The organism is Streptomyces sp. NPDC005566, assembly GCF_040605575.1.
GTDB lineage: Bacteria > Actinomycetota > Actinomycetes > Streptomycetales > Streptomycetaceae > Streptomyces.
On sequence record NZ_JBEXDB010000013.1, the window covers coordinates 1 to 23,627 of the forward strand.

Below are 23,627 nucleotides of genomic sequence, written 5' to 3' on the forward strand. Positions count from 1 at the left end.
CCGCGTTCGCCCCCGGTCCCAGGCCCACCGTGCCGAAACCGCGCGGCACCTCCCACTGCCAGGAACGCGTCGCGTGCCGGACCCGGGCGGATTGCCCGGGGACCCCCCACATGTGGAGAGGACGGAGCGTTTCCGCTCGTCACCCTGGTGAAGCAGCAGCCGTGGTCGGCCGGATCAGCGCTCGATGTCGCCGCTGATGAACTTCTCGACGTTCTCGCGGGCCTCGTCGTCGAAGTACTGGACCGGCGGAGACTTCATGAAGTACGAGGAAGCCGAGAGGATCGGGCCACCGATGCCGCGGTCCAGGGCGATCTTCGCTGCGCGCACGGCATCGATGATGACACCGGCGGAGTTCGGGGAGTCCCAGACCTCGAGCTTGTACTCCAGGTTCAGCGGAACGTCGCCGAAGGCACGGCCCTCGAGGCGCACGTATGCCCACTTGCGGTCGTCCAGCCAGGCCACGTAGTCCGAGGGGCCGATGTGGACGTTGTCCGCACCGAGCTCGCGGTCACGGATCTGCGAGGTGACGGCCTGCGTCTTCGAGATCTTCTTGGACTCGAGGCGCTCACGCTCGAGCATGTTCTTGAAGTCCATGTTGCCGCCGACGTTCAGCTGCATCGTGCGGTCCAGGACGACGCCCCGGTCCTCGAAGAGCTTCGCCATCACACGGTGCGTGATGGTGGCGCCGACCTGGGACTTGATGTCGTCGCCGACGATCGGGACACCGGCCTCGGTGAACTTGTCCGCCCACTCCTTGGTGCCGGCGATGAACACCGGGAGAGCGTTGACGAACGCGACCTTGGCGTCGATGGCGCACTGCGCGTAGAACTTCGCAGCGACCTCGGAGCCGACGGGCAGGTAGCAGACGAGGACGTCGACCTGCTTGTCCTTGAGGATCTGGACGATGTCGACCGGGGCCTCGGCGGACTCCTCGATCGTCTCGCGGTAGTACTTGCCCAGACCGTCGTGGGTGTGGCCACGCTGAACCGTCACGCCGGTGTTCGGCACGTCGGCGATCTTGATGGTGTTGTTCTCGCTGGCGCCGATGGCGTCCGCGAGGTCGAGGCCGACCTTCTTCGCGTCGACGTCGAAGGCGGCGACGAACTCGACGTCGCTCACGTGGTACTCGCCGAACTGAACGTGCATCAGACCGGGCACCTTGCCGGCCGGATCGGCGTCCTTGTAGTACTCGACGCCCTGCACCAGCGAGGCGGCGCAGTTGCCCACGCCGACGATGGCTACGCGAACCGAACCCATGCCGATTGCTCCCTGTGTTCTCGGTGTTCCCCGTGGAACCTTGCGGATCTGCGGGGACTTCACTTGGTGTCGTCGGACGGATCCGGCCGGGTGTTGTCCCGGTGCCGGGGCAGGCCGCCCGTCTCTCCTGATGTGTCGTGCTGAGCAGAGCCCTCGGGCGAGGATCGTCGCTGATCCCGTCCCGACCGCTCGCTCTCGATGAGCTCGTTCAGCCAGCGCACTTCGCGCTCCACGGACTCCATGCCGTGTCGCTGCAGCTCAAGTGTGTAGTCGTCGAGTCGTTCGCGGGTGCGGGCAAGGGAGGCGCGCATCTTCTCGAGGCGTTCCTCGAGCCTGCTGCGGCGTCCTTCGAGCACACGCATCCGTACATCGCGCTCCGTCTGCCCGAAGAAGGCGAAGCGAGCGGCGAAGTGCTCGTCCTCCCACGAGTCCGGGCCGGTGTGCGAGAGCAGCTCCTCGAAGTGCTCCTTACCTTCTGCCGTCAACCGGTAGACGATTTTGGCGCGGCGGCCCGTGAGCGAGGACGTGGGAGCGACCCCACGGCCGGCGACCGGCGGAAGATCCGGAGTACTTCCCGGCTCCTCGATCAACCAGCCGCTGGCAACCAGCGTCTTGAGACAGGGGTAGAGCGTGCCGTAGCTGAAGGCGCGGAAGATCCCCAACGACGTGTTGAGACGCTTGCGCAGCTCGTACCCGTGCATCGGGGACTCGCGGAGCAGGCCGAGGACGGCGAATTCGAGGATGCCTGAGCGTCTGCTCACCTTCGCCTCCTTCCTCTCCGAGTGCTCCCGCGGAGCCCTTGGGCCCACCTTATGCCGTGCTGATGTATCGACTCGATACATCAGCACGATAGATCGGCGCGTGGTGTTCGACAAGGGGAGGGTTCGTGAGCGGCGTCACATCGACAATTCCTAGGGAGTGACTTGCGTTATTTGGGGTGAAGTTCGGCTCTAGGGGTTTTTGACCCTGCGTAGTCTGTGCGGCATGCAGACCACCGGGAACCGTGTGACGCCGCCATGCGTCAGTCATCGCGGACTGCCGGATGTAGCGCGGATGAGCCTTCCGCAGGGCTCGTCCGTAATTCGGGGGGACCGGATCTCAACTGCCGCTTCCAGGCGCTCTTGCCTGCCCGAGGAGTAGTCGTTCGATGAGCGAGCACCGTCGCAAAACGCCGCAACCGCAAGGTGGAGGGCGTGCCGCGGCCAGACGAGCCGCCCAACAGCCTGCCGGACGTCGTAGTGAGTCGTCACGCAGAGCAACGTCAGCATCACCTTCCGACGCCTACGGCGAGGAAGCCTCCTACAGCGGCCGGGCCGAGGCCCGTCGCGCTGCCCAGCGCGGCGGCGGTGGCAGACGGCGCGGAGCCGGCGACACCGGTGGTCCCGAAGGCCGTGGCCGGGGACGGGCCGACGCCCGGTCCGGCAAGAAGCGGCTCATCGACTACCCGCGGGCCGGAAAGTACGGCGCACGCCGCTGGGTGCCGTCATGGAAGCTCGTCTCCGGTCTGACCCTGAGCTTCTTCGGGCTCATGATGGGCGCGGCCGGCATCGCGTACGCGCTGGTGGTACCGCCGAACATCCAAGACACCGCCAAGGCGCAGAACAACGTCTACTACTGGGCCGACGACACCCCGATGGTCGCCACCGGCGGTTCCGTCAACCGCCAGTCGATCGGTTACGCGCAGATCCCCGTAGCGATGCGCAACGCCGTCATCTCCGCGGAGAACAAGTCGTTCGAGAAGGACAGGGGCATCGACCCCATGGGTATCGGACGCGCTGTCTACAACATGGCCCGGGGCGGTGAGACCCAGGGCGGATCGACGATCACCCAGCAGTACGTGAAGAACTCCATGCTCTCTCAGGACCAGACCTTGAGCCGGAAGGTCAAGGAACTCTTCATCACGCTCAAGGTCGGCGAGACGGAGAGCAAGAAGACGGTCATGGAGGGGTACCTCAACGTCTCCTACTACGGGCGAGGTGCGTCGGGGCTCCAGGCGGCGGCACGGGCGTACTACGACAAGGACGCCACCGATCTGGACCCGAGCGAATGCGCCTTCTTGGCGACCCTGCTCAAGGGGGCCACCTACTTCGACCCGGAGGGCGCCCCCGATATCGACCCGGCAGAGGCCACCAAGGCGAAGAACACGGAGCGCGCGAAGGAGCGCTGGAAGTGGATCCTCGACGAGGAGGTCAAGGACGGCCGGATGAGCCAGGCGGAACGTGCCAAGTACAAGACGTTCCCCATGCCGAAGGTGCCGACGAAGGACGCGAAGCTGGGTGGCCAGACGGGTTACCTGGTGGACCTCGCGACCAAGTACTTCCTCGCGCACAACGAGCGGAACATCACCGAGCGACAGCTGGCGCAGGGTGGGTACGAGATCCACACGACCTTCGACGAGAAGAAGGTCAAGCAGCTCGAGAAGTCGATCAAGAAGGTGTACACCGACAAGATCGACGTGAAGGCGCGCCCTGAGCTGGATTCGCACGTTCAGTTCGGCGGTGCGTCGGTGGACACCAAGACGGGCGCGATCGTCGCCACCTACGGCGGCCAGAACGCGACGGAGCACTACACGAACAACGCCGACGCGACGGGCGCTCAGGTCGGTTCGACGTTCAAGCCGTTCGTGCTGGCAGCAGCCATGCAGTACGGGAAGCGCGACCCGGAACTCGGCCCGGACCAGAGCTCCTCGGAACGCACCCTGGTTTCGCCGAAGAGTGTCTACAACGGCGACAACAAGCTGAAGATCAAGAAGTACAACGGCGAGGTCTGGCGGAACGCGAAGGGCGGTGAGTGGCTCCAGACCAACGACGGACACCACAATTACGGGCCCATCGACCTGCGAACCGCCATGCAGGAGTCCGCCAACTCCCCCTATGTTCAGCTCGGCATGGATGTCGGTACGGACAAGGTGAAGGAAGCCGCGCTCGCCGCGGGACTGCGCGACGACGACTACATGGCGGACGCGAAAGTCCCCTCGTACTCCATCGGCACGTCCTCTCCGAGCGCCATCCGGATGGCCGGCGCGTACGCCACCTTCGCCACCAGTGGCCAGCAGCGCGAGCCCTTTTCGGTCACCGAGGTCAAGCACAAGGGCCAGGTCATCTACCAGCACAAGACGGTGTCCAAGCCGGCCTTCCCCAGCATCATCGCGGACAACGTCACCGACGTCCTGAAGAACGTCGTCGAGAAGGGGACGGGAACACCTGCCCAGCTCCCCGGTCGGGACGTGGCCGGGAAGACGGGAACCACGGACGGCAACAAGTCGGCCTGGTTCGTCGGCTACACCCCGCAGCTGTCGACCGCCGTGAGCATGTTCCGGCTGGACGACAACGAGAAGAACAAGAACCGCGAGTTCCTGAAGATGTTCGGCACGGGCGGTGAGGAGAAGATCCACGGCGCCTCGTTCCCCGCGCAGATCTGGCACGACTACATGGCAGTGGCGATGAAGGGCGAGGACGTCAAGAACTTCCCGGAGCCGCAGCCGTACGGCGAGACCCTCTACGGCGGCGGCGCCGCGAGCCCCACCCCGACGCCCAGCCCGACGCCTTCCCAGACGCCGTCCAGTGAACCGTCGAGTCCGTCGCCCACCCCGTCCTCGCCGTCCCCCACACCCAGCAACTCGTGCGGAACGTTCGACTGGGACTGCAACAACGGTGGCACCGACACAGGCACCACCGATGGCGGGGACAACAGCGGCACGACCGACGGCAACACCAATACCGGCACGACCGACGGCGGGACCGATACCGGTACGACCGACGGAACAACGGACGGTTCGAACGGCAACGGGAACGGGAACAACACGTCCGGCGGGTTCTTCGGCGGAGGCGGATAGCGGCCCCGCTCGCCTGACCCCCGACGCGTGACCGTCGGCCGAGCGTGACGAGGGCCGCCCGCACCTGCCAGGTGCCGGCGGCCCTCTCCCCGTCCCGGGGGCGGCACGCCCCCGCCCACAGCGCCGTACGGCAGGATGTGCGGCATGCCAAGCGCAGAAGACACGAGCGTGCACCAGGAGCGGCCCGTCGTTCGGCCCACGCAACAGGACGAGATCGCAGCGGCGGGCAGCGAGCTGATCGGTGGACCGGTGGGCCGCTGGGCACGGATCGGGACCGGTCCGCTCACGCCGGTCCGCGTCATCGTGCTCGTGGCGATCGGAATGTTCGCGCTCGGCATGGTGCAGAAACTGCCCTGCTACGACTGGGCATGGTTCCGCGGCACCAGCTCGCAGTACACGCACGCGTGCTACTCCGACATCCCGCACCTCTACCTCGGACGCGGCTTCGCCGACGGCCTCGTGCCGTACTTCGACCGGCTCAGCGGCGACATGGAGTACCTCGAGTACCCCGTTCTCACGGGCCTGTTCATGCAGGTCGCGTCCTGGCTGACGCTGACGCCCGCCGGCGATCCCGTGCAGCAGCGCGAGCAGATGTACTGGATGGTCAACGCGGGCATGCTGATGATCTGCGCCGTGATCATGGCCGTGTGCGTCGCGCGGACGCACCGGCGCCGCCCGTGGGACGGCCTGCTGGTCGCCCTCGCACCGGCCCTCGCGCTCACCGCGACGATCAACTGGGATCTGCTCGCCGTGGCACTGACGGCCGCCGCCATGCTCATGTGGTCCCGTGGACGGGCACTCGCCTTCGGCATCCTCATCGGCCTGGCCACGGCCGCCAAGCTCTATCCCGTGCTGCTTCTGGGGCCGCTCCTCGTGCTGTGCTGGCGGGCCGGGAAATGGCGTGAGTTCGGGTCGGCGATGTTCGGCGCGGCGGCGGCCTGGCTGCTGGTGAACCTTCCCGTCATGGCGTACGCCCCCGAGGGGTGGAAGAAGTTCTACACGTTCAGCCAGGAACGGCAGATCGACTACGGCTCGTTCTGGCTGATCATCACCCAGCGCACCGGCAGGCCCATCGACGTGGACACCGTGAACACGGCTTCGGTGCTGCTGATGATCGTGCTGTGCGCGGGGATCGCAGGGCTGGCGCTGACCGCCCGGCGCAGGCCCCGGTTCGCTCAGCTCGCGTTTCTCGTGGTCGCCGCCTTCATCCTCACGAACAAGGTCTACTCACCGCAGTACGTGCTCTGGCTGATCCCGCTGGCGGTGCTGGCCAGGCCGCGCTGGCGGGACTTCCTCGTCTGGCAGGCGTGCGAGGTCATGTACTTCCTGGGTATCTGGCTGTACCTCGCGTACACGACGAGCGGCGACAAGCACCAGGGGCTGCCGCAGGAGGGCTATCAGATCGCGATCGCCCTGCATCTCCTCGGAACGCTGTACCTGTGCGCCATCGTGGTCCGCGACATCCTCCTGCCGGAGCGCGACACCGTGCGGCGCGACGGGTCGGACGATCCTTCGGGCGGGGTGCTCGACGGGGCTCCGGACGCGGTCGCGTTCGGGCAGGCGGTGCACCATCACGGCCGGCACGCGGCACCCGCGGCCGAAGGACCGCGGGTGGAGTGGGGCACGACGGGCGGAGCAGCCGACTGAGGGGCTGCCGGAACCGCTGGCCCGGGTCCTCCGGGCGAAGGACCCCTAGCGGTCCACGAGACGGTCGAACTGGGTGGTCGTGTGGCGCAGATGGGCCACCAGTTCGTCACCGACCCGCGGCTCCTGGGCGTCCGAAGGCACGAACAGGATGGACACCTGCATGTGCGGCGGTTCGGCGAACCAGCGCTGCTTGCCCGCCCACACGAACGGCGACAGATTGCGGTTGACCGTGGCCAGCCCGGCCCGGGCGACACCCTTCGCGCGCGGCATCACGCCGTGCAGGGCCTTGGGAGCCTCCAGGCCGACGCCGTGGGACGTACCGCCGGCAACGACCACCAGCCAGCCGTCCGAGGCGGCCTTTTGCTGGCGGTAGCCGAACCGGTCCCCCTTGACGACGCGGGTGACGTCGAGCACGGCGCCGCGGTACTCCGTCGCCTCGTGGTCGCCGAGCCAGAGGCGCGTGCCGATGCGTGCGCGGAAGCGGGTCTGGGGGAACTGCTGCTGCAGCCGGGCCAGTTCCTCGGCCCGCAGGTGACTGACGAACATGGTGTGCAGAGGCAGTCGGGCCGCACGCAGGCGGTCCATCCAGCCGATGACCTCCTCGACGGCGTCCGAACCGTCCGTACGGTCCAGCGGAAGGTGCAGGGCGAAGCCTTCGAGTCGTACGTCCTCGATGGCCGCGTGCAGCTGCCCCAGCTCCTCCTCCTTCACCCCGTGGCGCTTCATCGAGCTCATGCACTCGATCACGACCCGGGCACCGACCAAGGCGTGCACACCGTCCACCGATGAGACCGAACGGATGACACGGTCCGGCAGCGGCACGGGCTCCTCGCCCCGCCTGAAGGGCGTGAGGACGAGCAGGTCGCCGCTGAACCAGTCCTTGATACGGGCGGCTTCGTACGTGGTTCCGACAGCGAGCGTGTCGGAACCGAAACGGATTGCCTCGTCGGCGAGCCGCTCGTGTCCGAATCCGTAGCCGTTGCCCTTGCAGACAGGAACGAGTCCGGGGAACTGGTCGAGCACGGACTTCTGGTGCGCCCGCCAGCGCGCGGTGTCGACGTAGAGGGAGAGCGCCATGGCCGGCCCGGAACCTTTCTGGTGGCTGCGGTGTATCAGAGGTATGCGGAGCTTGGTGGAGTGCCTTCGGGCAGTGTCAGCGGCGCGACATGTACATATCGAGCGCCTTGTGCAGCAACTTGTTGAGGGGGAAATCCCATTCGCCGACGTACTCGACGGCCTCGCCACCGGTGCCGACCTTGAATTGGATCAGGCCGAAGAGGTGGTCGGTCTCATCGAGCGAGTCGCTGATGCCGCGCAGGTCGTAGACGGTCGCGCCCATCGCGTAGGAGTCGCGGAGCATCCGCCACTGCATCGCGTTCGAGGGCCGGACCTCCCGCCCGATGTTGTCGGACGCGCCGTAGGAGTACCAGACGTGCCCGCCCACCACGAGCATCGTGGCGGCGGAAAGATTGACGCCGTTGTGCCGGGCGAAGTACAGCCGCATGCGGTTCGGGTCCTCGGAGTTGAGTACCGTCCACATGCGCTGGAAATACGACAGAGGGCGCGGCCGGAAGTGGTCACGCACTGCCGTGATCTCGTACAGCCGCTGCCACTCGGCGAGGTCCTCGTAGCCGCCCTGGACGACTTCGACGCCTGCCTTGTCGGCCTTCTTGATGTTGCGCCGCCAGAGCTGGTTGAAGCCCTTGAGGACATCTTCCAGAGAGCGGTTGGCCAGCGGTACCTGGAAGACGTAGCGAGGCTGGACGTCACCGAAGCCGGCGCCGCCGTCCTCGCCCTGCTGCCAGCCCATCTTGCGCAGACGGTCCGAGACCTCGAAAGCACGAGGCTCGATGTGGGTGGCCTCGACGTCGCGCAGGCGCTTCACATCCGGATCCTGGATACCGGACTTGATGGCGGCCGAGTCCCAGCGCCGGATGACGACGGGCGGGCCCATCTTCACGGAGAAGGCGCCCTGCTGCTTCAGGTGGGCGAGCATCGGCTGGAGCCAGTCGTCCAGGTTCGGGGCGTACCAGTTGATGACCGGGCCCTCGGGAAGGTAGGCCAGATAGCGCTTGATCTTGGGCAGCTGGCGGTACAGCACGAGGCCGGCGCCGACCATCTCGCCGTTCTTGTCGAACCATCCCAGGTTCTCCGAGCGCCATTCGGTTTTCACATCCGCCCACGCCGGGACCTGGCAGTGACTGGCCGAAGGCAGGTTCTGGACGTACGCCAGATGCTGCTCTCGGCTGATGGTCCTCAGGGTCAGGCTCATGCGGGGCGCTCCTCGGCAGGTGTGTCCCCATCGGTCAGGGGCTCCGGCTCTCGCGCCGAAGCCTACTGTGACCGAGGAGTGCCCCGTCTGGACCCCGGGCGACCGGGAATGGCGCCCGGGGGGCACCCTCAGCTGATCACGCCGCCGAAGAGGCCGCCATGGGCCATGCCGAGGAAGAACCCGATCGCGGACGCGCCCAGACCCAGGATCAACGGGAACCTCTCACGCGTGGTCACTGAGACGTACTGTCCGTATGCGCCGGTCAGGATCCCGATCAGCCCGGCCCACGAGCTGATCAGATGCAGGTGGTGGAACATCGCCGTCACGAAGGCGAGAGCGCCGAGGACCAGAGTCACCGCCACCAGGGCGTCCTGGAGGGGATGAGATCTGCCGTCCGTGGCGAAGAGGGAAACGGGCGGGCGGGGACGGGGTCGCATTGTCTGTGCCATGGAGAACCTCCTGGCCGGCAGGCGGTGCACTGTAGCGCCGCTCACAACCGATGTGTACAGATTGCGTCTCCTCGGCACCGGATTTCAACCGGAAGCCTGTCTGCGGGTACTCTGTACGGTCTGCACCGGTGTCTGCCCTGAGCCAGCACAGCAGCTCCCTCGGATTTCGACGATGGGCGTTGTCAGTGGCGGCTGTTTTACTCGGAGACACTGTTGCTTACGCATCACGACCCTCCTGCCACGGAACGACCGTGGCCGCTGAGTCCAAAGGAGGTGGGTTCCACATGCGTCACTACGAGGTGATGGTCATCCTCGACCCCGATCTCGAGGAGCGAGCAGTCTCCCCGTTGATCGAGAACTTCCTCTCCGTTGTCCGTGAGGGCAATGGAAAGGTTGAGAAGGTCGACACCTGGGGCCGTCGTCGTCTCTCTTACGAGATCAAGAAGAAGCCTGAGGGCATCTACTCGGTCATCGACCTGCAGGCCGAGCCTGCAGTCGTCAAGGAGCTCGACCGACAGATGAACCTGAACGAGTCGGTCCTCCGGACCAAGGTCCTCCGCCCCGAGACCCACTGAGCTTCTAGCTCAGTGGTCATCGGGTTCGAGTAGCAGCAAGCAGCCAGAAGCAATCCCCGCCGAGAGGTTCACCCATGGCAGGCGAGACCGTCATCACGGTCGTCGGCAATCTCGTCGACGACCCCGAGCTGCGCTTCACCCCGTCCGGTGCGGCGGTCGCGAAGTTCCGTGTCGCGTCCACTCCCCGCATCTTCGACCGGCAGACCAATGAGTGGAAGGACGGCGAAGGCCTGTTCCTCACCTGCTCGGTCTGGCGTCAGGCGGCGGAGAACGTCGCGGAGTCGCTCCAGCGAGGCATGCGCGTCGTCGTGCAGGGCCGGCTGAAGCAGCGGTCCTACGAGGACCGTGAGGGCGTCAAGCGCACGGTCTACGAGCTGGACGTCGAGGAAGTCGGCCCCAGTCTCAAGAACGCCACGGCCAAGGTCACCAAGACCACTGGTCGCGGTGGTCAGGGCGGCGGCCAGGGTGGATACGGCGGCGGTGGCCAGCAGGGCGGCGGCAACTGGGGCGGCGGTTCCGGTGGCGGCGGCCAGCAGGGCGGCGGCGGTGCTCCCGCCGACGACCCGTGGGCCACCAGCGCGCCGGCCGGCGGCCAGTCGGCCGGGGGCCAGCAGGGCGGCGGGGGTGGCTGGGGCGGAAGCTCCGGCGGTTCCGGCGGCGGCTACTCGGACGAGCCTCCCTTCTAGGGCTGCTCGTACCCCCACTTCTTGATCACACAGGAGAAACACAATGGCGAAGCCGCCTGTGCGCAAGCCTAAGAAGAAGGTCTGCGCATTCTGCAAGGACAAGACCCAGTACGTGGACTACAAGGACACGAACATGCTGCGGAAGTTCATTTCCGACCGTGGCAAGATCCGTGCCCGCCGCGTCACCGGCAACTGCACTCAGCACCAGCGTGACGTCGCCACGGCAGTCAAGAACAGCCGTGAGATGGCGCTGCTGCCCTACACGTCCACCGCGCGATAAGGGAAGGGTGACCGAATCATGAAGATCATCCTCACCCACGAGGTCACTGGCCTCGGTGCTGCCGGCGACGTCGTGGACGTCAAGGACGGGTACGCCCGTAACTACCTGGTTCCGCGGGGCTTTGCCATCCGCTGGACCAAGGGCGGCGAGAAGGACGTGGCGCAGATCCGCCGCGCCCGCAAGATCCACGAGATCTCGACGATCGAGCAGGCCAACGAGATCAAGGCCAAGCTCGAGGCCGTGAAGGTCCGTCTGGCTGTTCGCTCCGGCGACGCCGGCCGTCTCTTCGGCTCCGTCACCCCGGCCGACATCGCCACGGCGATCAAGTCTGCCGGTGGTCCGGACGTCGACAAGCGTCGCGTCGAGCTCGGCTCGCCGATCAAGACGCTCGGCGGATACCAGGTGTCCGTCCGTCTGCACCCCGAGGTTGCCGCGAAGCTCGGTATCGAGGTCGTTGCTGCCTAAGGGCACAGCTCAGCTGAGCTAGGTGAAGGGCCGCACCCTGAGGGTGCGGCCCTTCGTCGTTTCACGTGAAACAGCAGGGGTCTGCGATCGACCCAACCGAGCGGAGCGAGGCTGTCGCCAGCTCCAGCTCCAGCTCCAGCTCCAGCTCCAGCTCCAGCATCTGCTCCTGCGCCTGTGCCTGGGCCTGGGCTCTGATCCGGTCCAGCTCAGCGCGTGGCGCCGGTGACGATCCACCGGCCCGAGCGGGTCCGGATCCAGAGCGTCACCAGCCGGACCGCCATCATCAGCGTCATCGCCCACCAGAGAGCCGTGAGGCCTCCTCCGAAGGTAGGGACCAGAAGGGCGACCGGAGCGAAGACGGCCAGGGTCACGAGCATGGCCCAGGCCAGATAGCAGCCGTCGCCGGCTCCCATCAGCACTCCGTCCAGGACGAAGACCACGCCGGCGATCGGCTGGGAGACCGCCAGGACCAGCAGGGCGGGCAGCAGGGCATCCTGCACGGACTCGTCACCGGTGAAGAGCGGGAGGAACAGAGGTCGTGCCAGCACGATCAGTACTCCCAGGACCACCCCGGATGCGATACCCCACTGGACCATGCGGCGGCAGGCTTCCCGTGCGCCCTTGGCATCGTTCGCTCCCAGGTAGCGGCCGATGATGGCCTGACCCGCGATGGCGATGGCGTCGAGCGCAAAGGCCGTGAGGCTCCAGAGCGAGAGGATGATCTGGTGCGCGGCTATGTCCGTGTCGCCCAGCCGGGCGGCGACAGCAGTGGCGATCATGAGGACCGAGCGCAGCGAAAGCGTACGGACCAGCAGGGGGACACCCGCCTGTGCGCTGGCCCTGATGCCCGCGGCGTCGGGGCGCAGCGAGGCGCCATGTCGACGGGCCCCGCGCACCACGACGATCAGATAGGCGAGGGCCATTCCCACCTGGGCGATCACAGTTCCCCAGGCGGACCCGGCGATCCCGAGGCCGGCTCCGTAGACCAGGACCACGTTGAGCACGCCGTTGGTGGTGAAACCGCCGATGGCGACGTAGAGCGGCGTACGGGTGTCCTGCAGGCCGCGCAGGACGCCGGTCGCGGCGAGCACGACGAGCATGGCCGGAATCCCGAGGCTGGAGATCCGCAGATACGTGGTGGCGTAGGGAGCGGCGGTGTCCGATGCGCCGAAAGCCTCGACCAGCCAGGGGGCCGACGGGATTGCAACGGCGACGACGACGGCGCCGAGCAGCAGGGCGAGCCAGATGCCGTCCATGCCCTGGCGGATCGCGGAGGGCAGATCTCCCGCGCCGACCCGGCGGGCGACCGCCGCCGTGGTGGCGTAGGCGAGGAAGACGAAGATGCTCACGGCAGTCGTCAGCAGGGCCGCTGCGACTCCCAGGCCGGCGAGCTGGGAGGTGCCGAGGTGACCGACGATGGCGCTGTCGACGATGACGAAGAGCGGCTCGGCAACGAGCGCGCCGAAGGCCGGAACGGCCAGTGCGATGATCTCGCGGTCGTGTCTGCGGCGACTGGATCGTCGGGTCGTGGGGGCCTGGGTCATGAGGGCTAATCTAATCTTCCACAGGTAAGAGATGCAATGCGATAGCGGTCCTTACTTTAGGTCGAGTCCGGGGTTCGCTGGTGCGCGGTTTGCAGTGATCTTGCGCTGAGAAGAAAAGTTTTTCTCCCCCACAGCCGGTGGATGGAGAAATCGCAGGTCAGGCCCACCCTGATGGGGCCGGTATGAGTTTGTCCACAGTGCTGTCCCCCGGTCCGTGCACAGGTTCCGTGGAGTTCTCCACAGCATCTGGTCCGTCGTCCACATGCCCTGTGGATAACCAGATTGGCTGACGGTGCGGACCGGCCTACCGTGGGGCGGCGCCCGCACTCCGTTCCGGCTTGGAAGTCCGCAGAACTTGACGCGCCGGAACCGGAGTCGGGCGTCTTGTTTGTCGGTGCCGTGCCGTAAGAAAGAGTGGCAGGGCTAGGTCCGCGAAGCGGACGGGAGGAGGTGGCCCGGTGAGCATTCCCGAGCCTTTGGACGATCCCTGGGCCGACGTCGGTCCCAGTGACCGTCTGCCCGTTTCCCGTCAGCGCCGCGGTGAGGGCAAGGGGCGGGACGAGCAGCACGACCGGGGGCGTGAGAGCGGCTGGGACGGTGGCTCGTCCGGGTTCGAGCGCGTGCCTCCGCAGGACCTCGACGCGGAGCAGTCCGTGCTCGGCGGCATGCTGCTGTCCAAGGACGCCATCGCCGACGTCGTGGAGATCATCAAGGGCCACGACTTCTACCGTCCCGCCCACGAAACCGTCTACACGGCGATCCTCGACCTCTACGCCAAGGGCGAGCCGGCTGACCCGATCACCGTGGCTGCCGAGCTGGTCAAGCGCGGCGAGATCACCAAGGTCGGCGGAGCCCCGTACCTGCACACGCTGGTCCAGTCCGTGCCGACGGCCGCCAACGCCTCGTACTACGCGGAGATCGTCCACGAGCGGGCCGTGCTACGGCGTCTCGTCGAGGCGGGTACGAAGATCACGCAGATGGGATACGCCGCCGACGGAGACGTCGACGAGATCGTCAACTCTGCCCAGGCCGAGATCTACGCCGTCACCGAGCAGCGCACCAGTGAGGACTACCTGCCACTCGGCGACATCATGGAGGGTGCCCTCGACGAGATCGAGGCGATCGGGTCACGCAGCGGCGAGATGACCGGTGTGCCGACCGGATTCACCGATCTGGACTCCCTGACGAACGGCCTGCACCCCGGCCAGATGATCGTCATCGCGGCGCGCCCCGCCATGGGAAAGTCCACGCTCGCTCTGGACTTCGCCCGCGCATGCTCGATCAAGAGCAATCTGCCGAGCGTGATCTTCTCCCTGGAGATGGGGCGCAACGAGATCGCGATGCGCCTGCTGTCCGCCGAGGCGCGGGTGGCGCTCCATCACATGCGCTCCGGCACGATGACCGACGAGGACTGGACCAGGCTGGCCCGACGGATGCCGGACGTCTCGGCAGCTCCGCTCTACATCGACGATTCGCCGAACCTCTCGATGATGGAGATCCGGGCGAAATGCCGTCGTCTGAAGCAGCGAAACGATCTCAAGCTCGTCGTCATCGACTACCTGCAGCTGATGCAGTCCGGCGGTGCCAAGCGTGCCGAGAGCCGTCAGCAGGAGGTCTCGGACATGTCCCGAAACCTCAAGCTCCTCGCCAAGGAGCTGGAGCTACCGGTCATCGCGCTCTCCCAGCTGAACCGTGGGCCCGAGCAGCGTACGGACAAGAAGCCGATGGTCTCCGACCTGCGTGAGTCCGGTTCCATCGAGCAGGACGCCGACATGGTGATCCTGCTGCATCGCGAGGACGCGTACGAGAAGGAGTCGCCCCGTGCGGGCGAGGCAGACCTGATCGTGGCCAAGCACCGTAACGGTCCGACGGCGACGATCACTGTGGCCTTCCAGGGCCACTACTCGCGTTTCGTGGACATGGCGCAGACCTGATCAACCCGTGTGCAGGGTCTCGGATTTCGTGTCGGAATCCCACGGTCGATGTCGGATGGAAGTCGGCTTCGACACCGAACTGAGATTCGCAGGCCGCCTCGACGAGTACGACAGCAGGTTCGGGATCACTGCCGCTCTGCCCGTCTCGGCCTGGGAAGGCCACGACCCCGAACAACGCACCTCCGAGGAGTTCAAGGAAGTGTGGGGGTCTGCCCGTCGCCAGATCGCATTCCCGCCCAGCTGACCTCTCGGCCCCTCGCTCAACCGCGCAGTCGAGAATTGAGCCGTGCGGCCTGTCGAGTGAGGTGGTCACGCTCGGGGAGGCTGGGCGCAGATCGGGCGGCTTCGGCGTAGAGCCGTGCTGCGGTCACCGGGTCACCGTCACGCTCGTGCAGGTACGCCACGACAGCGGTGTGGCGGGGCAGGGCGGGGTCGAGCCCCGCCAGGGCTGCCAGGCCGGCACGCGGGCCGTCGGCCTCGCCGACCGCGACAGCCCGGTTGAGGCGGGCCACCGGGCTGTCGGTGAGGCGCACCAGTTCGTCGTACCACTCGACGATCTGAACCCAGTCGGTCTCCTCGGCGGTCCGGGCGTCGGCGTGGAGCGCGGCGACGGCGGCCTGGGCCTGGAACTCGCCCAGGTGGTCGCGGGCGAGGGCCGTCTGGAGCACGTCGACGCCCTCGGTGATCAAGCGGGTGTCCCACAGGCTGCGGTCCTGCTCCGCGAGGGGCACGAGCCGACCGTCGGGGCCGGTCCGTGCCGGGCGCCGTGCGTGGTGGAGCAGCATGAGCGCGAGCAGGCCCGCGACCTCCTCATGGCGGGTTCCGGCCGCCAGTTGACGGGTGAGCCGGATCGCTTCGGCGGCCAGGTCGACGTCGCCGGAATAGCCCTCGTTGAAGACCAGGTAGAGGACGCGCAGCACCGTGGCGACGTCACCGGGCTGGTCGAACCGGACCCCGGAGACGGTCCGCTTGGCCCTGCTGATCCGCTGGGCCATGGTCGCCTCCGGCACGAGGTAGGCCTGTGCGATCTGGCGCGTGGTCAGGCCGCCGACCGCCCGGAGCGTGAGCGCGACGGCCGAGGCCGGTGTCAGGGACGGATGCGCGCACAGGAAGTACAGCTGGAGCGGGTCATCCACCGTCTCGCTCGGGCCGGGTACGGGCTCGCGCTCGACGCGCACCTCGCGGTGCCGCCGGGAGGTATCGGCACGGGAGGCGTCGAGGAACTTGCGCCAGGCCACGGTGACCAGCCAGCCCTTGGAGTCCCGCGGCGGGTTGTCCGGCCACACCCGCACGGCCTCGACCAGGGCATCCTGCACGGCGTCCTCGGCCGCAGCGAAGTCGGCTCCGCGGCGGACGAGAACACCGATCACCGAGGGCACCAGCTCCCGGAGCAGCGACTCGTTCACTCGGTGGTCGTGGGCAGCTCGGCGTAGAACGGGCGCAACTCGAGCCACTCGTGGATCGGCTTCCCACCCGCACCCGGCGCAGCGGACAACTCGCCGGCCAGCTCGAGCGCCCGCTCGTAGGTCTCGACGTCGATCACCATCCAGCCGGCGATCAGGTCCTTGGTCTCCGCGAACGGTCCGTCGGTGACCGGGGGCCGACCCTCACCGTCGGAGCGGACGAACGTGCCCTCCGGGGAGAGCGCCTGGGCGTCGACGAACTCGCCGGTGCCTTCGAGTCGAGCGGCGAAGTCGCGCATGTACTGGATGTGGGCCGATACCTCTTCCGGCTCCCACTGGTCCATCGGCACGTCGTTGACCGCTGCCGGCGCGCCACGGTAGTGCTTGAGCAGCAGGTACTTGGCCATCAGGTTCTCCTCTGTGACGTACGGCCCGTAGTGGCCGTGTTCGCTCCAGGGACGGAGCCGTGCGCGGGTTCTCGACATCCTGCGACGAAGTTTCTTCGCGGATTTCAGATGCGACATCGAAGGCGCCGACGCCGCAGCTCAACGGCTTCGTGCACCCGCAGTGGGGCCGGGGCGGGGCGATCCGTCCGGCGCGGCTGATCCCCGGGGTGTGCCGTTCCTTGGTGACGTAAGCCCAGCGGGTCAGGTCGCGGGCCGGCGGTCCCCGGCTGATCGGTCGGTTCAGAACCTCGGTGATCTCGTTCGGTTGCACGGCTGTCCCTCCCGACGTCGTCCTTCTGGTCCGCCCAGCGTCCCATCGGGCCTGCGCGCTCCACGGTGGCGACTCACGACTCGTTCCGGTAGGAAGCTCGTCGCCCCGACGGCCTGCTGGCGTAGCCATGCAGCCGCCGCGAGCCTGTCCAGACGAACCGGGCGAGCCGGCCGCGAGGCTCCTGCTTGTCCTCGGGTGATCGTCAGTCCTGCGAGGGCCGCCCGTTTGTGTGGCCGTGGTCTGCTCTCGATCGATAACGTGCACGCATGACATGGCGGAGGCCGACGTATCGGACAGTGGACGGCGAGAGGATCGACGGGGTCTGGTGCCACGTCTGGCGGCGGAGCCCATGGAACGACCGGTACTTCCTCGACGATTTGATTGTCTTCGCGGACGGGGCAGTCAGGTGCGAGGAGTGGACCGACCTGCGCGGCCTGGAGAAGCTGCTGGCATCGGGCGGGATCTCGGTCACGGAGCCGGTCTCGGTCACGGAGCCGGTCTCGGCGACGGAGCCGGTCTCGGCTACGGAACCGGCGGCTTCGAAGCTCCCTGAAGAGCGGTCGAAGTGGGTCTCCAGAACCGGTGAGCCGGTGACCCCGGACGGATTCCTCCTCGAAGTGGCCGACAAGGTCGAAGAGCTCAACGGACGGCCCACGACCGGACAGCGTTGCTGGGATGCGATCGGACGTTTCCAGCAGGACCCGAGTGAGTCCAACCGCGCCCTGCTCCGAGAGGCGTACCTGGCGGTTCCACCCCACCTCCGTATCTACGTCCTCGGTGACATGGACCGTCAGGACCGCCCCCTGCGGATCCTGTTGACCGATGTGGGTGCCGCTGTCGTCGGGGGCGGCCCAGTGGTGACCTCGGAGATGCACGCGGAGGTCCTGGACTACTTCGACCAGGGCGAGGAGGGGGTCGCGCGGCAGGAGGAGCATCGCGCCGTCCAGCATGCTGACGATCCGGTCACGGCCGGCGAGGCTGCCTTCACTTCGCAGGAATCCGTCTTCCCGCGGGGCTGGCCGGACGTACTCGGACTGTTCGTGCTGCGTAACGAGTTCCCGGCGCCGGTGGTCTTCGGCGGGGAGACCTACCCTTCCGTGCTCCACGGTTACTGGGCCCTGTCAGCGGCCGATGCTGCCGAACACGATCGGATCCGCGATGCGCCGGGCGGGCGGGAGGCGCAGGACAGGGGAGGCCGCGCAGCGCGCAGAGCGGACTGGCCCAGGATGCGACTCGCCGTCATGGGCGGTTTGCTGGAGGCGAAATTCACCCAGCATCCCGACCTCGCCGAGATTTTGCTCTCCACGGGGGACGGCGTGATCAGCTACACAGGCCACTCGGACTCCCCTTTCTGGCGGGACGCCCGCGACGGCCGGGGGCGCAACTGGGTGGGCCGCCTGCTCGAACTGACCCGTGCCGGGCTCGTTGCCCGACAGGCGCTGCGGTGCTGACCGAGCCCCGAACGAACGTGCAGAGCACACCACGGCGGAGCCGTTCAGGCGCGGTGATCGGGCACGACAGTGGTGACCACGAGGTCCACCAGGCGGTCGAGCGTCGTGTCGGAGAGCATGTCGGGCAGGGTGAGGTGCTCCAGGAGAAGGCCAGTCATCGCCAGGTGGAGGGCGAGGAAGGTGTGCTCGTCGCCCGGCAGTTCCGCGTCCTGGTAGAGGCTGAGATTCTGGTCGAACTCGGCGCGTACGGTCTCGGTCAGGCGGGCCCGGAGCGCCGGGCGGCGTGTGGCTTCGAGGCGGAGCTCGAGCATGGCCAGATAGCCGGCGCGGTCATCGGTCATGCGCTGGACCAGCCAGCGCATGAGTGACGTGACCAGCTCGCGCGAGGGCTCGGGACGCATCGCGTGCTCGACCCTGGCCGCGTCCGGTGTCATGCGGTGGTTGATGCGGGAGCCCGCCTGCATGAACAGATCGTCCCGGCTCGCGAAGTAGTTGGACGAGGTGCCGAGGGGGACACCCGCCCGGGCATCCACTGCACGGAAGGTGAGTCCGCGGGCTCCTTCGCCGGCCAGCACGTCGATGGCTGCGTCGACGAGCGCCGTCCTGCGCTCAGGATTCCTGGCCATCAGTCGTCTCCTCCACTCGCCTCGAAAAGAGGCTTGCACTACCACTACACATGGAGCACTCTAGTTGAAGTGGTTGCGGGCGGGCAGCTGGCGCCGCAGCTACTTCTCTTTCATGACCGACAGGCTTGTGCAGAACGGGGATCAGATGCGAAAGCTCACCTATTTCGTCGCGTGCTCGATCGACGGGTTCATCGGCGATCCGAACGGCGACGCGACATCGTTGATGGCCTTCGTCAGTGAGGAGTTCCTAGGATTCCTCACGTCCGAGTATCCGGAGACGATCTCGGCGCAGGGGCGTGAGGCGCTGGGGTTCGAGGACGCCGAGAACCAGCACTTCGACACCGTGGTCCAGGGGCGGGGCAGTTATCAGTTGGCGGTGGACGCCGGGATCACCAGCCCGTATGGCCACATGAGGGAGCTGGTTGCCTCCAGGACTCTGCGGGAGTCCCCCGATCCGAAGGTGGAACTCGTGGCCGACGACCTGGTCGGACGGATCAGGGAACTCAAGGCGGAGGACAGCGAACTGGGCATCTGGCTCTGCGGGGGATCCAGCCTTGCAGGCGAGCTGATCGATGAGGTCGACGAACTCGTCATCAAGACCTATCCACAGGTGTTCGGGTCCGGAATGCCGATGTTCGGATCGGACTTCGCGACCGCCGACTTCACCCTGGAAGGCTTGCGTACCTTCGAGAACGGGTCGCTGGTGAGGACGTACAGCCGTAAGCGCTGACGCACCGACGCCGGGGCTCCATCGGCCTACAGCGATAAGGATTCGCCCGGCGGCTGCCGTGCAGGTAGTCCTTGTGCCATGACCTCATCCGAAGCCTTGCTTCCCAGTACCCGGCGCACTCTGCTCCACCGCATTGCCACCGCGCAGTCCGAAGGGCGTACCCCCTCGGTCGTCGCCGCAGTTCTGCGGGACGGGCAGATCGTCTGGAACGGTTCGCGCACGTGTGTCGACGGGCATGCCCCCGATGCCGATACACAGTTCAGAATCGGCTCCATCACCAAGACGTTCACCGCTGTGCTGGTGCTGCGCCTGCGTGACGAGGGCCTGCTCGATCTGGACGACCCGCTGGAGAAGCACCTTCGGGGTACGGGAGCGGGAAAGGCGACCGTCTTTCAACTGCTGGGCCACAGCGCAGGTCTGGCCGCCGAATCACCTGCACCTTGGTGGGAGCGGACGCCGGGGACTGTCAGGCCCGAGCTCGCCGACGTGTTGGGTGAGCAGCCACAGCTGCATCCGGCCGGGCGCAGCCACCACTATTCCAACCCCGGCTACACGCTGCTCGGGTCCCTCGTCGAGGAGCTGCGTGGTGCTCCTTGGGCCGAGGTACTGCATCGCGAGATCCTGGAACCGCTGGGGATGGACCGTACGACTCCGCAGCCGCAGGCCCCGCATGCGGGAGGCTGGGCGGTCCATCCGTGGGCGGACGTCATGCTTCCCGAGCCGACCGAGGACCTCGGTCTGATGGCGCCGGCCGGTCAGCTCTGGTCGACCACCACCGATCTCCTCCGGTTCGCCTCCTTCCTGGCGCGGGGGGACGACCGCGTCCTCCGTGCCTCGTCCGTCGAGGAGATGCGCACGCCCTCGGCTCCGCCCGAAGCGGGCGACTGGGCCGGCACGTACGGCCTCGGCCTGCAGGCCGTACGACGGGATGACCGAACGCTCCTCGGTCATTCGGGTTCGCTTCCGGGTTTCCTTGCCGCCCTGTGGTTCAGCGTCGAGGACGATGTAGCCGCCGTGGTGCTCACCAATGCCACTTCCGGCCCGCTCACCGGCACGATTGCCGCGGACCTGGTGCAGATCGTCGCCGATGCGGAGCCGAGGATCCCGGAGCCTTGGCGTCCGCTGCCCGACGTCGACGAGGAGCTCCTGGCGCTGACCGGCCCTTGGTACTGGGGCACCCATGCCTACGTCCTGAAACTGGCTGCGGAGCGCGGCCTCGAGCTCCAGCCGTTGCGCGGGGCCGGTCGCAGTGCCCGCTTTCGCGCACGTCCGGATGGCACATGGGTCGGCCTCAACGGCTACTACGCGGGGGAGTCGCTTCGGGTCGTGCGCGCCGATGACGGCACCGTGGATCATCTCGACCTCGGATCATTCGCTTTCACACGGGAGCCCTATGACAAGGGGGCGGCGGTTCCCGGTGGGGTGGCCGAGGGCGGCTGGAGAGGACTTGCCACCTGAGTTTCGTAGCCGGTGTTTCACGTGAAACACCGGATGAGGGCGACAGACGGCTCAGGCCGTCAGTTCGCGCTCCAGTGGGGTACGGAAGCGCGGTGTGATCCGAGCCTCGCCCACCCAGGCGGACAGCCGGGATGCCTCTGCCTCGATCAGGACCGAGGCATCCCGGCCGACGTCGGACAGCAGTCGCCACACCGGCTCGCCATCCGCTCGCTGGGCCCAGCCGCCCACGATTTCGCCGTTCCACCACACGGTGGGGCCGATGTTGCCCGCCCGGTCGAAGAGCGCCGTACGGTGGCTGACCGCCAGGTGGAAGCTGCGGTCGGACCAGCCCATCGCACTCGGGTCGAGGCTGGGCAGCAGTGCCGCCCAGGGTTCCAGGGGCATGTCTGGAGCTACATCGCCCGGCGCGACCCAGCCTGAAGCTCCGTTGTCGAGAAGCACTTCCTCGGCGTCGGCGGCGGCCAGCGCCTTGCGTGTCTCACGGAGGCCCCAGCCCGTCCACCACTTCAGGTCGGCTTCGGTCGCGGGACCGTACGCGCGGAGCCAGCGCCTGGCCACCTCGGCCTGTGCCTCGGCGACTGCGGACGTGGGCCAGGGATCGGCGGGCGTCCAGCGGAACTGGCTGGAGGTCCAGGACTCACGGGGGCGACCCCGGCGGATGCGTCCGTCGGCGGCCAGGACGCGGATGACCCGGGAGGCGACTCCCTGCACCGTCTCCTGCTTCGTGCCCGGGAAGACGGTGATCTTGGTGCGTAGGGCTGGTACAGCGGCGGAGAGCTCGCTCCCCGAGGCGTGGCCGCGCGCTGCCAGTACGGCCAGCGTCTCCCGTTCGGTGGCGGACAGCCAGGCTTCGTCCAGCCCGTTGCCGTCCTCCCGGAGGTGCTTGAGCAGAGTGCGGCGCTCCTTGGCCGCCACGGCCCGCGCATTGGACGCGTCGATGGCAGGCGCGATGTCCGTCGACATCGTGAACAGGGTGTTCCGCAGGGAGAGCAGTCGCACCAGGGAGACGTCTTCGTAGAGTGCGTGCTCCACCGCCTCTACGCTCGCCTCGGACAGCCGGGCGCACGCGGAGAGGAAGACCGTGGCGGCGTCGGTGGCGTGCAGGGCTACAACAGCGTCGGCAGCGGCCACGACGGAGTCGGCCCGCACGGAAGGGGCCAGCAGATGCCGCCTGCCGAGCCTGATCCGACGCTGGTTGTCATCGATGCGATGCATGGCTCCCCTGGGGTGGAGACGATCCAGTTCAGAGCGCGAGCTCGAAGTCCATGTGGCTCGCGGATTCCGTTCAGAGCGCGAGCTTGAAGCCCACGTGGCTCGCGGTGAACCCGAGCCGCTCGTAGAAGCGATGGGCGTCTGCGCGGGAGGCGTCGGACGTCAGCTGCACCAACTGGCACTTCTGGCGCCTGGATTCGTCGACCGCCCACTGGATCAGCTGGGTACCGAGACCGCTGCCGCGCTCAGCGGCATGGATGCGGACGCCTTCGATGATCGAGCGGGTCGAACCGCGCCGCGACAGCCCGGGGACCACGGTGAGTTGCAGCGTCCCTACGACGCGCTCCTCGCGCACGGCGACGACGAGATGCTGATGGGGGTCGCCGGCCAGCCGTCGGAATGCGGAGTCGTACGGGGCGAGGTCGTCCGGTGACTCGCGCTGCGCGCCGAGCGGGTCGTCGGCGAGCATGGCCACGATGGCCGGGATGTCGGTGAGGACAGCGGGACGTATTGCGATATCGCTCATGATCGGCAGACTACGCAACTCACCCGCTCAGGCGGGGACCTTGAGGGCTTCGACGGTCCTGACCAGCGGGGCGAGTTCCGGGTTCTTCGCAGCCTCGTCCAGGGCGGCACGCAGCGCGGTGTCGTTGGTCGGCCGCGCCTCACCGAGCAGTGCGAGGCCCGCTTCGGTGACGTCGGTGTAGATGCCTCGCCGGTCCGTGTCGCAGAGGTACCGGGTCAGCAGGCCGCGGTCCTCGAGCCGGGTGACCAGTCGGGTGGTGGCGCTCTGGCTCAGTACGACGGCGTCGGACACCTGCTTCATCTGAAGATGGCCGCCCGTGCCGCTGTGCTGGCGGCTCAGGACGTCGAGCAGCGAGTACTCACGCACGCTGAGGCCGTGGCGGGACTGCAGAGCCCGCTCGATGTGGGCCTCGATCTTTCCGTGGAGCAGCGAGAGGGCGCACCAGCCCTGGGAGAGGGCGGTCAGTGCGGGATCTGTCGCGGTCATGTGTCTCTCCTCCGTGCGGAGCTGCGTGCATCCCAGGATAGGGCACATGCGCAATAGCCCGCGCTTGCAATTAA

22 protein-coding genes and 1 pseudogene are annotated in these 23,627 nt (G+C 67.4%); 11 read left to right on the forward strand and 12 right to left on the reverse strand.

Translation table 11 applies throughout. The features are described from left to right. Window positions 1-174: 174 nt before the first annotated feature. Together ABZS61_RS20880 and ABZS61_RS20885 are read right to left on the reverse strand one after the other, a co-directional pair. The gene (locus tag ABZS61_RS20880; RefSeq protein WP_329209084.1) at window positions 175-1,257 is read right to left on the reverse strand and encodes an inositol-3-phosphate synthase; all 1,083 of its coding nucleotides are present in this window, start codon (window positions 1,255-1,257) and stop codon (window positions 175-177) included. 59 nt (window positions 1,258-1,316) lie between these two features. Next, window positions 1,317-2,018, reverse strand: coding sequence for a helix-turn-helix transcriptional regulator (locus ABZS61_RS20885; RefSeq protein ID WP_329209082.1), 702 nt, complete (start codon window positions 2,016-2,018; stop codon window positions 1,317-1,319). A 386-nt stretch (window positions 2,019-2,404) separates the two neighbouring features. Here ABZS61_RS20885 and ABZS61_RS20890 point away from each other — a divergent pair, with 386 nt between their 5' ends. Both ABZS61_RS20890 and ABZS61_RS20895 read left to right on the forward strand, forming a co-directional pair. Further along, window positions 2,405-5,092 carry a transglycosylase domain-containing protein gene (locus ABZS61_RS20890; protein ID WP_356423133.1) on the forward strand — a complete coding sequence of 896 codons (2,688 nt, stop codon included), beginning with the start codon at window positions 2,405-2,407 and terminating at the stop codon, window positions 5,090-5,092. 144 nt (window positions 5,093-5,236) lie between these two features. After that, window positions 5,237-6,739 (forward strand): glycosyltransferase 87 family protein, encoded by a 1,503-nt coding sequence (locus ABZS61_RS20895; protein WP_356423136.1) that lies wholly within the window; start codon window positions 5,237-5,239, stop codon window positions 6,737-6,739. 45 nt (window positions 6,740-6,784) lie between these two features. Here the strand turns inward: ABZS61_RS20895 and ABZS61_RS20900 are convergent, their stop codons facing one another. The 3 genes from ABZS61_RS20900 to ABZS61_RS20910 all read right to left on the reverse strand — a co-directional run bounded on the left by ABZS61_RS20900 (window position 6,785) and on the right by ABZS61_RS20910 (window position 9,460). Continuing rightward, complete coding sequence (locus ABZS61_RS20900; protein ID WP_356423138.1) at window positions 6,785-7,816, reverse strand: alanine racemase; 1,032 nt, start codon at window positions 7,814-7,816, stop codon at window positions 6,785-6,787. Between the two features lie 76 nt (window positions 7,817-7,892). Beyond that, window positions 7,893-9,011: a peptidoglycan bridge formation glycyltransferase FemA/FemB family protein gene (locus tag ABZS61_RS20905; protein ID WP_356423141.1), complete on the reverse strand. Its 1,119-nt coding sequence runs from the start codon at window positions 9,009-9,011 to the stop codon at window positions 7,893-7,895. Between the two features lie 128 nt (window positions 9,012-9,139). Beyond that, a complete protein-coding gene (locus tag ABZS61_RS20910; RefSeq protein WP_356423144.1) occupies window positions 9,140-9,460 on the reverse strand; it encodes a hypothetical protein in 321 nt (106 codons plus the stop codon). Window positions 9,461-9,744: 284 nt separating this feature from the next. On the opposite strand from ABZS61_RS20910, the gene rpsF reads away from it, so the two are divergent. The 4 genes from rpsF to rplI all read left to right on the forward strand — a co-directional run bounded on the left by rpsF (window position 9,745) and on the right by rplI (window position 11,466). Then, window positions 9,745-10,035 carry a 30S ribosomal protein S6 gene (gene rpsF / locus ABZS61_RS20915; protein ID WP_006604399.1) on the forward strand — a complete coding sequence of 97 codons (291 nt, stop codon included), beginning with the start codon at window positions 9,745-9,747 and terminating at the stop codon, window positions 10,033-10,035. A gap of 74 nt (window positions 10,036-10,109) precedes the next feature. Further along, complete coding sequence (locus tag ABZS61_RS20920; protein WP_356423147.1) at window positions 10,110-10,721, forward strand: single-stranded DNA-binding protein; 612 nt, start codon at window positions 10,110-10,112, stop codon at window positions 10,719-10,721. Between the two features lie 43 nt (window positions 10,722-10,764). Next, a complete protein-coding gene (rpsR, locus tag ABZS61_RS20925; protein ID WP_003967857.1) occupies window positions 10,765-11,001 on the forward strand; it encodes a 30S ribosomal protein S18 in 237 nt (78 codons plus the stop codon). A gap of 18 nt (window positions 11,002-11,019) precedes the next feature. After that, the gene (gene rplI / locus ABZS61_RS20930) at window positions 11,020-11,466 is read left to right on the forward strand and encodes a 50S ribosomal protein L9 (RefSeq protein ID WP_329209068.1); all 447 of its coding nucleotides are present in this window, start codon (window positions 11,020-11,022) and stop codon (window positions 11,464-11,466) included. Window positions 11,467-11,672: 206 nt separating this feature from the next. Here the strand turns inward: rplI and ABZS61_RS20935 are convergent, their stop codons facing one another. After that, window positions 11,673-13,010 (reverse strand): MATE family efflux transporter, encoded by a 1,338-nt coding sequence (locus ABZS61_RS20935; RefSeq protein WP_356423152.1) that lies wholly within the window; start codon window positions 13,008-13,010, stop codon window positions 11,673-11,675. Between the two features lie 476 nt (window positions 13,011-13,486). Here ABZS61_RS20935 and dnaB point away from each other — a divergent pair, with 476 nt between their 5' ends. After that, on the forward strand, window positions 13,487-14,944 hold the full coding sequence (dnaB, locus tag ABZS61_RS20940; protein WP_356423700.1) for a replicative DNA helicase: 1,458 nt from the start codon (window positions 13,487-13,489) through the stop codon (window positions 14,942-14,944). Then, window positions 14,941-15,188 (forward strand): annotated as a pseudogene (locus tag ABZS61_RS20945) (hypothetical protein). Before dnaB ends, ABZS61_RS20945 begins: the two are co-directional and overlap by 4 nt. A gap of 16 nt (window positions 15,189-15,204) precedes the next feature. Here ABZS61_RS20945 and ABZS61_RS20950 read toward each other — a convergent pair. Then, window positions 15,205-16,350, reverse strand: coding sequence for a DUF6596 domain-containing protein (locus ABZS61_RS20950; protein WP_356423155.1), 1,146 nt, complete (start codon window positions 16,348-16,350; stop codon window positions 15,205-15,207). Beyond that, window positions 16,347-16,754: a YciI family protein gene (locus tag ABZS61_RS20955; protein WP_356423703.1), complete on the reverse strand. Its 408-nt coding sequence runs from the start codon at window positions 16,752-16,754 to the stop codon at window positions 16,347-16,349. Before ABZS61_RS20955 ends, ABZS61_RS20950 begins: the two co-directional genes overlap by 4 nt. 576 nt (window positions 16,755-17,330) lie before the next feature. Between ABZS61_RS20955 and ABZS61_RS20960 the strand changes: the two genes are divergently transcribed. Then, window positions 17,331-18,515, forward strand: a complete 1,185-nt coding sequence (locus tag ABZS61_RS20960; RefSeq protein ID WP_356423158.1) for an NADAR family protein — start codon at window positions 17,331-17,333, stop codon at window positions 18,513-18,515. 44 nt (window positions 18,516-18,559) lie between these two features. On the opposite strand, the gene ABZS61_RS20965 is transcribed toward ABZS61_RS20960, so the two are convergent. After that, the gene (locus tag ABZS61_RS20965) at window positions 18,560-19,141 is read right to left on the reverse strand and encodes a TetR family transcriptional regulator (protein WP_356423161.1); all 582 of its coding nucleotides are present in this window, start codon (window positions 19,139-19,141) and stop codon (window positions 18,560-18,562) included. Between the two features lie 145 nt (window positions 19,142-19,286). On the opposite strand from ABZS61_RS20965, the gene ABZS61_RS20970 reads away from it, so the two are divergent. Continuing rightward, a complete protein-coding gene (locus tag ABZS61_RS20970) occupies window positions 19,287-19,871 on the forward strand; it encodes a dihydrofolate reductase family protein (RefSeq protein ID WP_356423706.1) in 585 nt (194 codons plus the stop codon). Between the two features lie 78 nt (window positions 19,872-19,949). Further along, complete coding sequence (locus ABZS61_RS20975) at window positions 19,950-21,329, forward strand: serine hydrolase domain-containing protein (RefSeq protein ID WP_356423163.1); 1,380 nt, start codon at window positions 19,950-19,952, stop codon at window positions 21,327-21,329. 51 nt (window positions 21,330-21,380) lie between these two features. Here the strand turns inward: ABZS61_RS20975 and ABZS61_RS20980 are convergent, their stop codons facing one another. From ABZS61_RS20980 to ABZS61_RS20990, 3 genes are all read right to left on the reverse strand, one after another. Then, window positions 21,381-22,544 (reverse strand): winged helix DNA-binding domain-containing protein, encoded by a 1,164-nt coding sequence (locus ABZS61_RS20980; protein WP_356423167.1) that lies wholly within the window; start codon window positions 22,542-22,544, stop codon window positions 21,381-21,383. Between the two features lie 70 nt (window positions 22,545-22,614). Continuing rightward, window positions 22,615-23,067 (reverse strand): GNAT family N-acetyltransferase, encoded by a 453-nt coding sequence (locus ABZS61_RS20985; protein WP_356423170.1) that lies wholly within the window; start codon window positions 23,065-23,067, stop codon window positions 22,615-22,617. Window positions 23,068-23,094: 27 nt separating this feature from the next. Beyond that, window positions 23,095-23,553 carry a MarR family transcriptional regulator gene (locus tag ABZS61_RS20990; RefSeq protein ID WP_356423173.1) on the reverse strand — a complete coding sequence of 153 codons (459 nt, stop codon included), beginning with the start codon at window positions 23,551-23,553 and terminating at the stop codon, window positions 23,095-23,097. Between the last annotated feature and the right edge of the window lie 74 nt (window positions 23,554-23,627).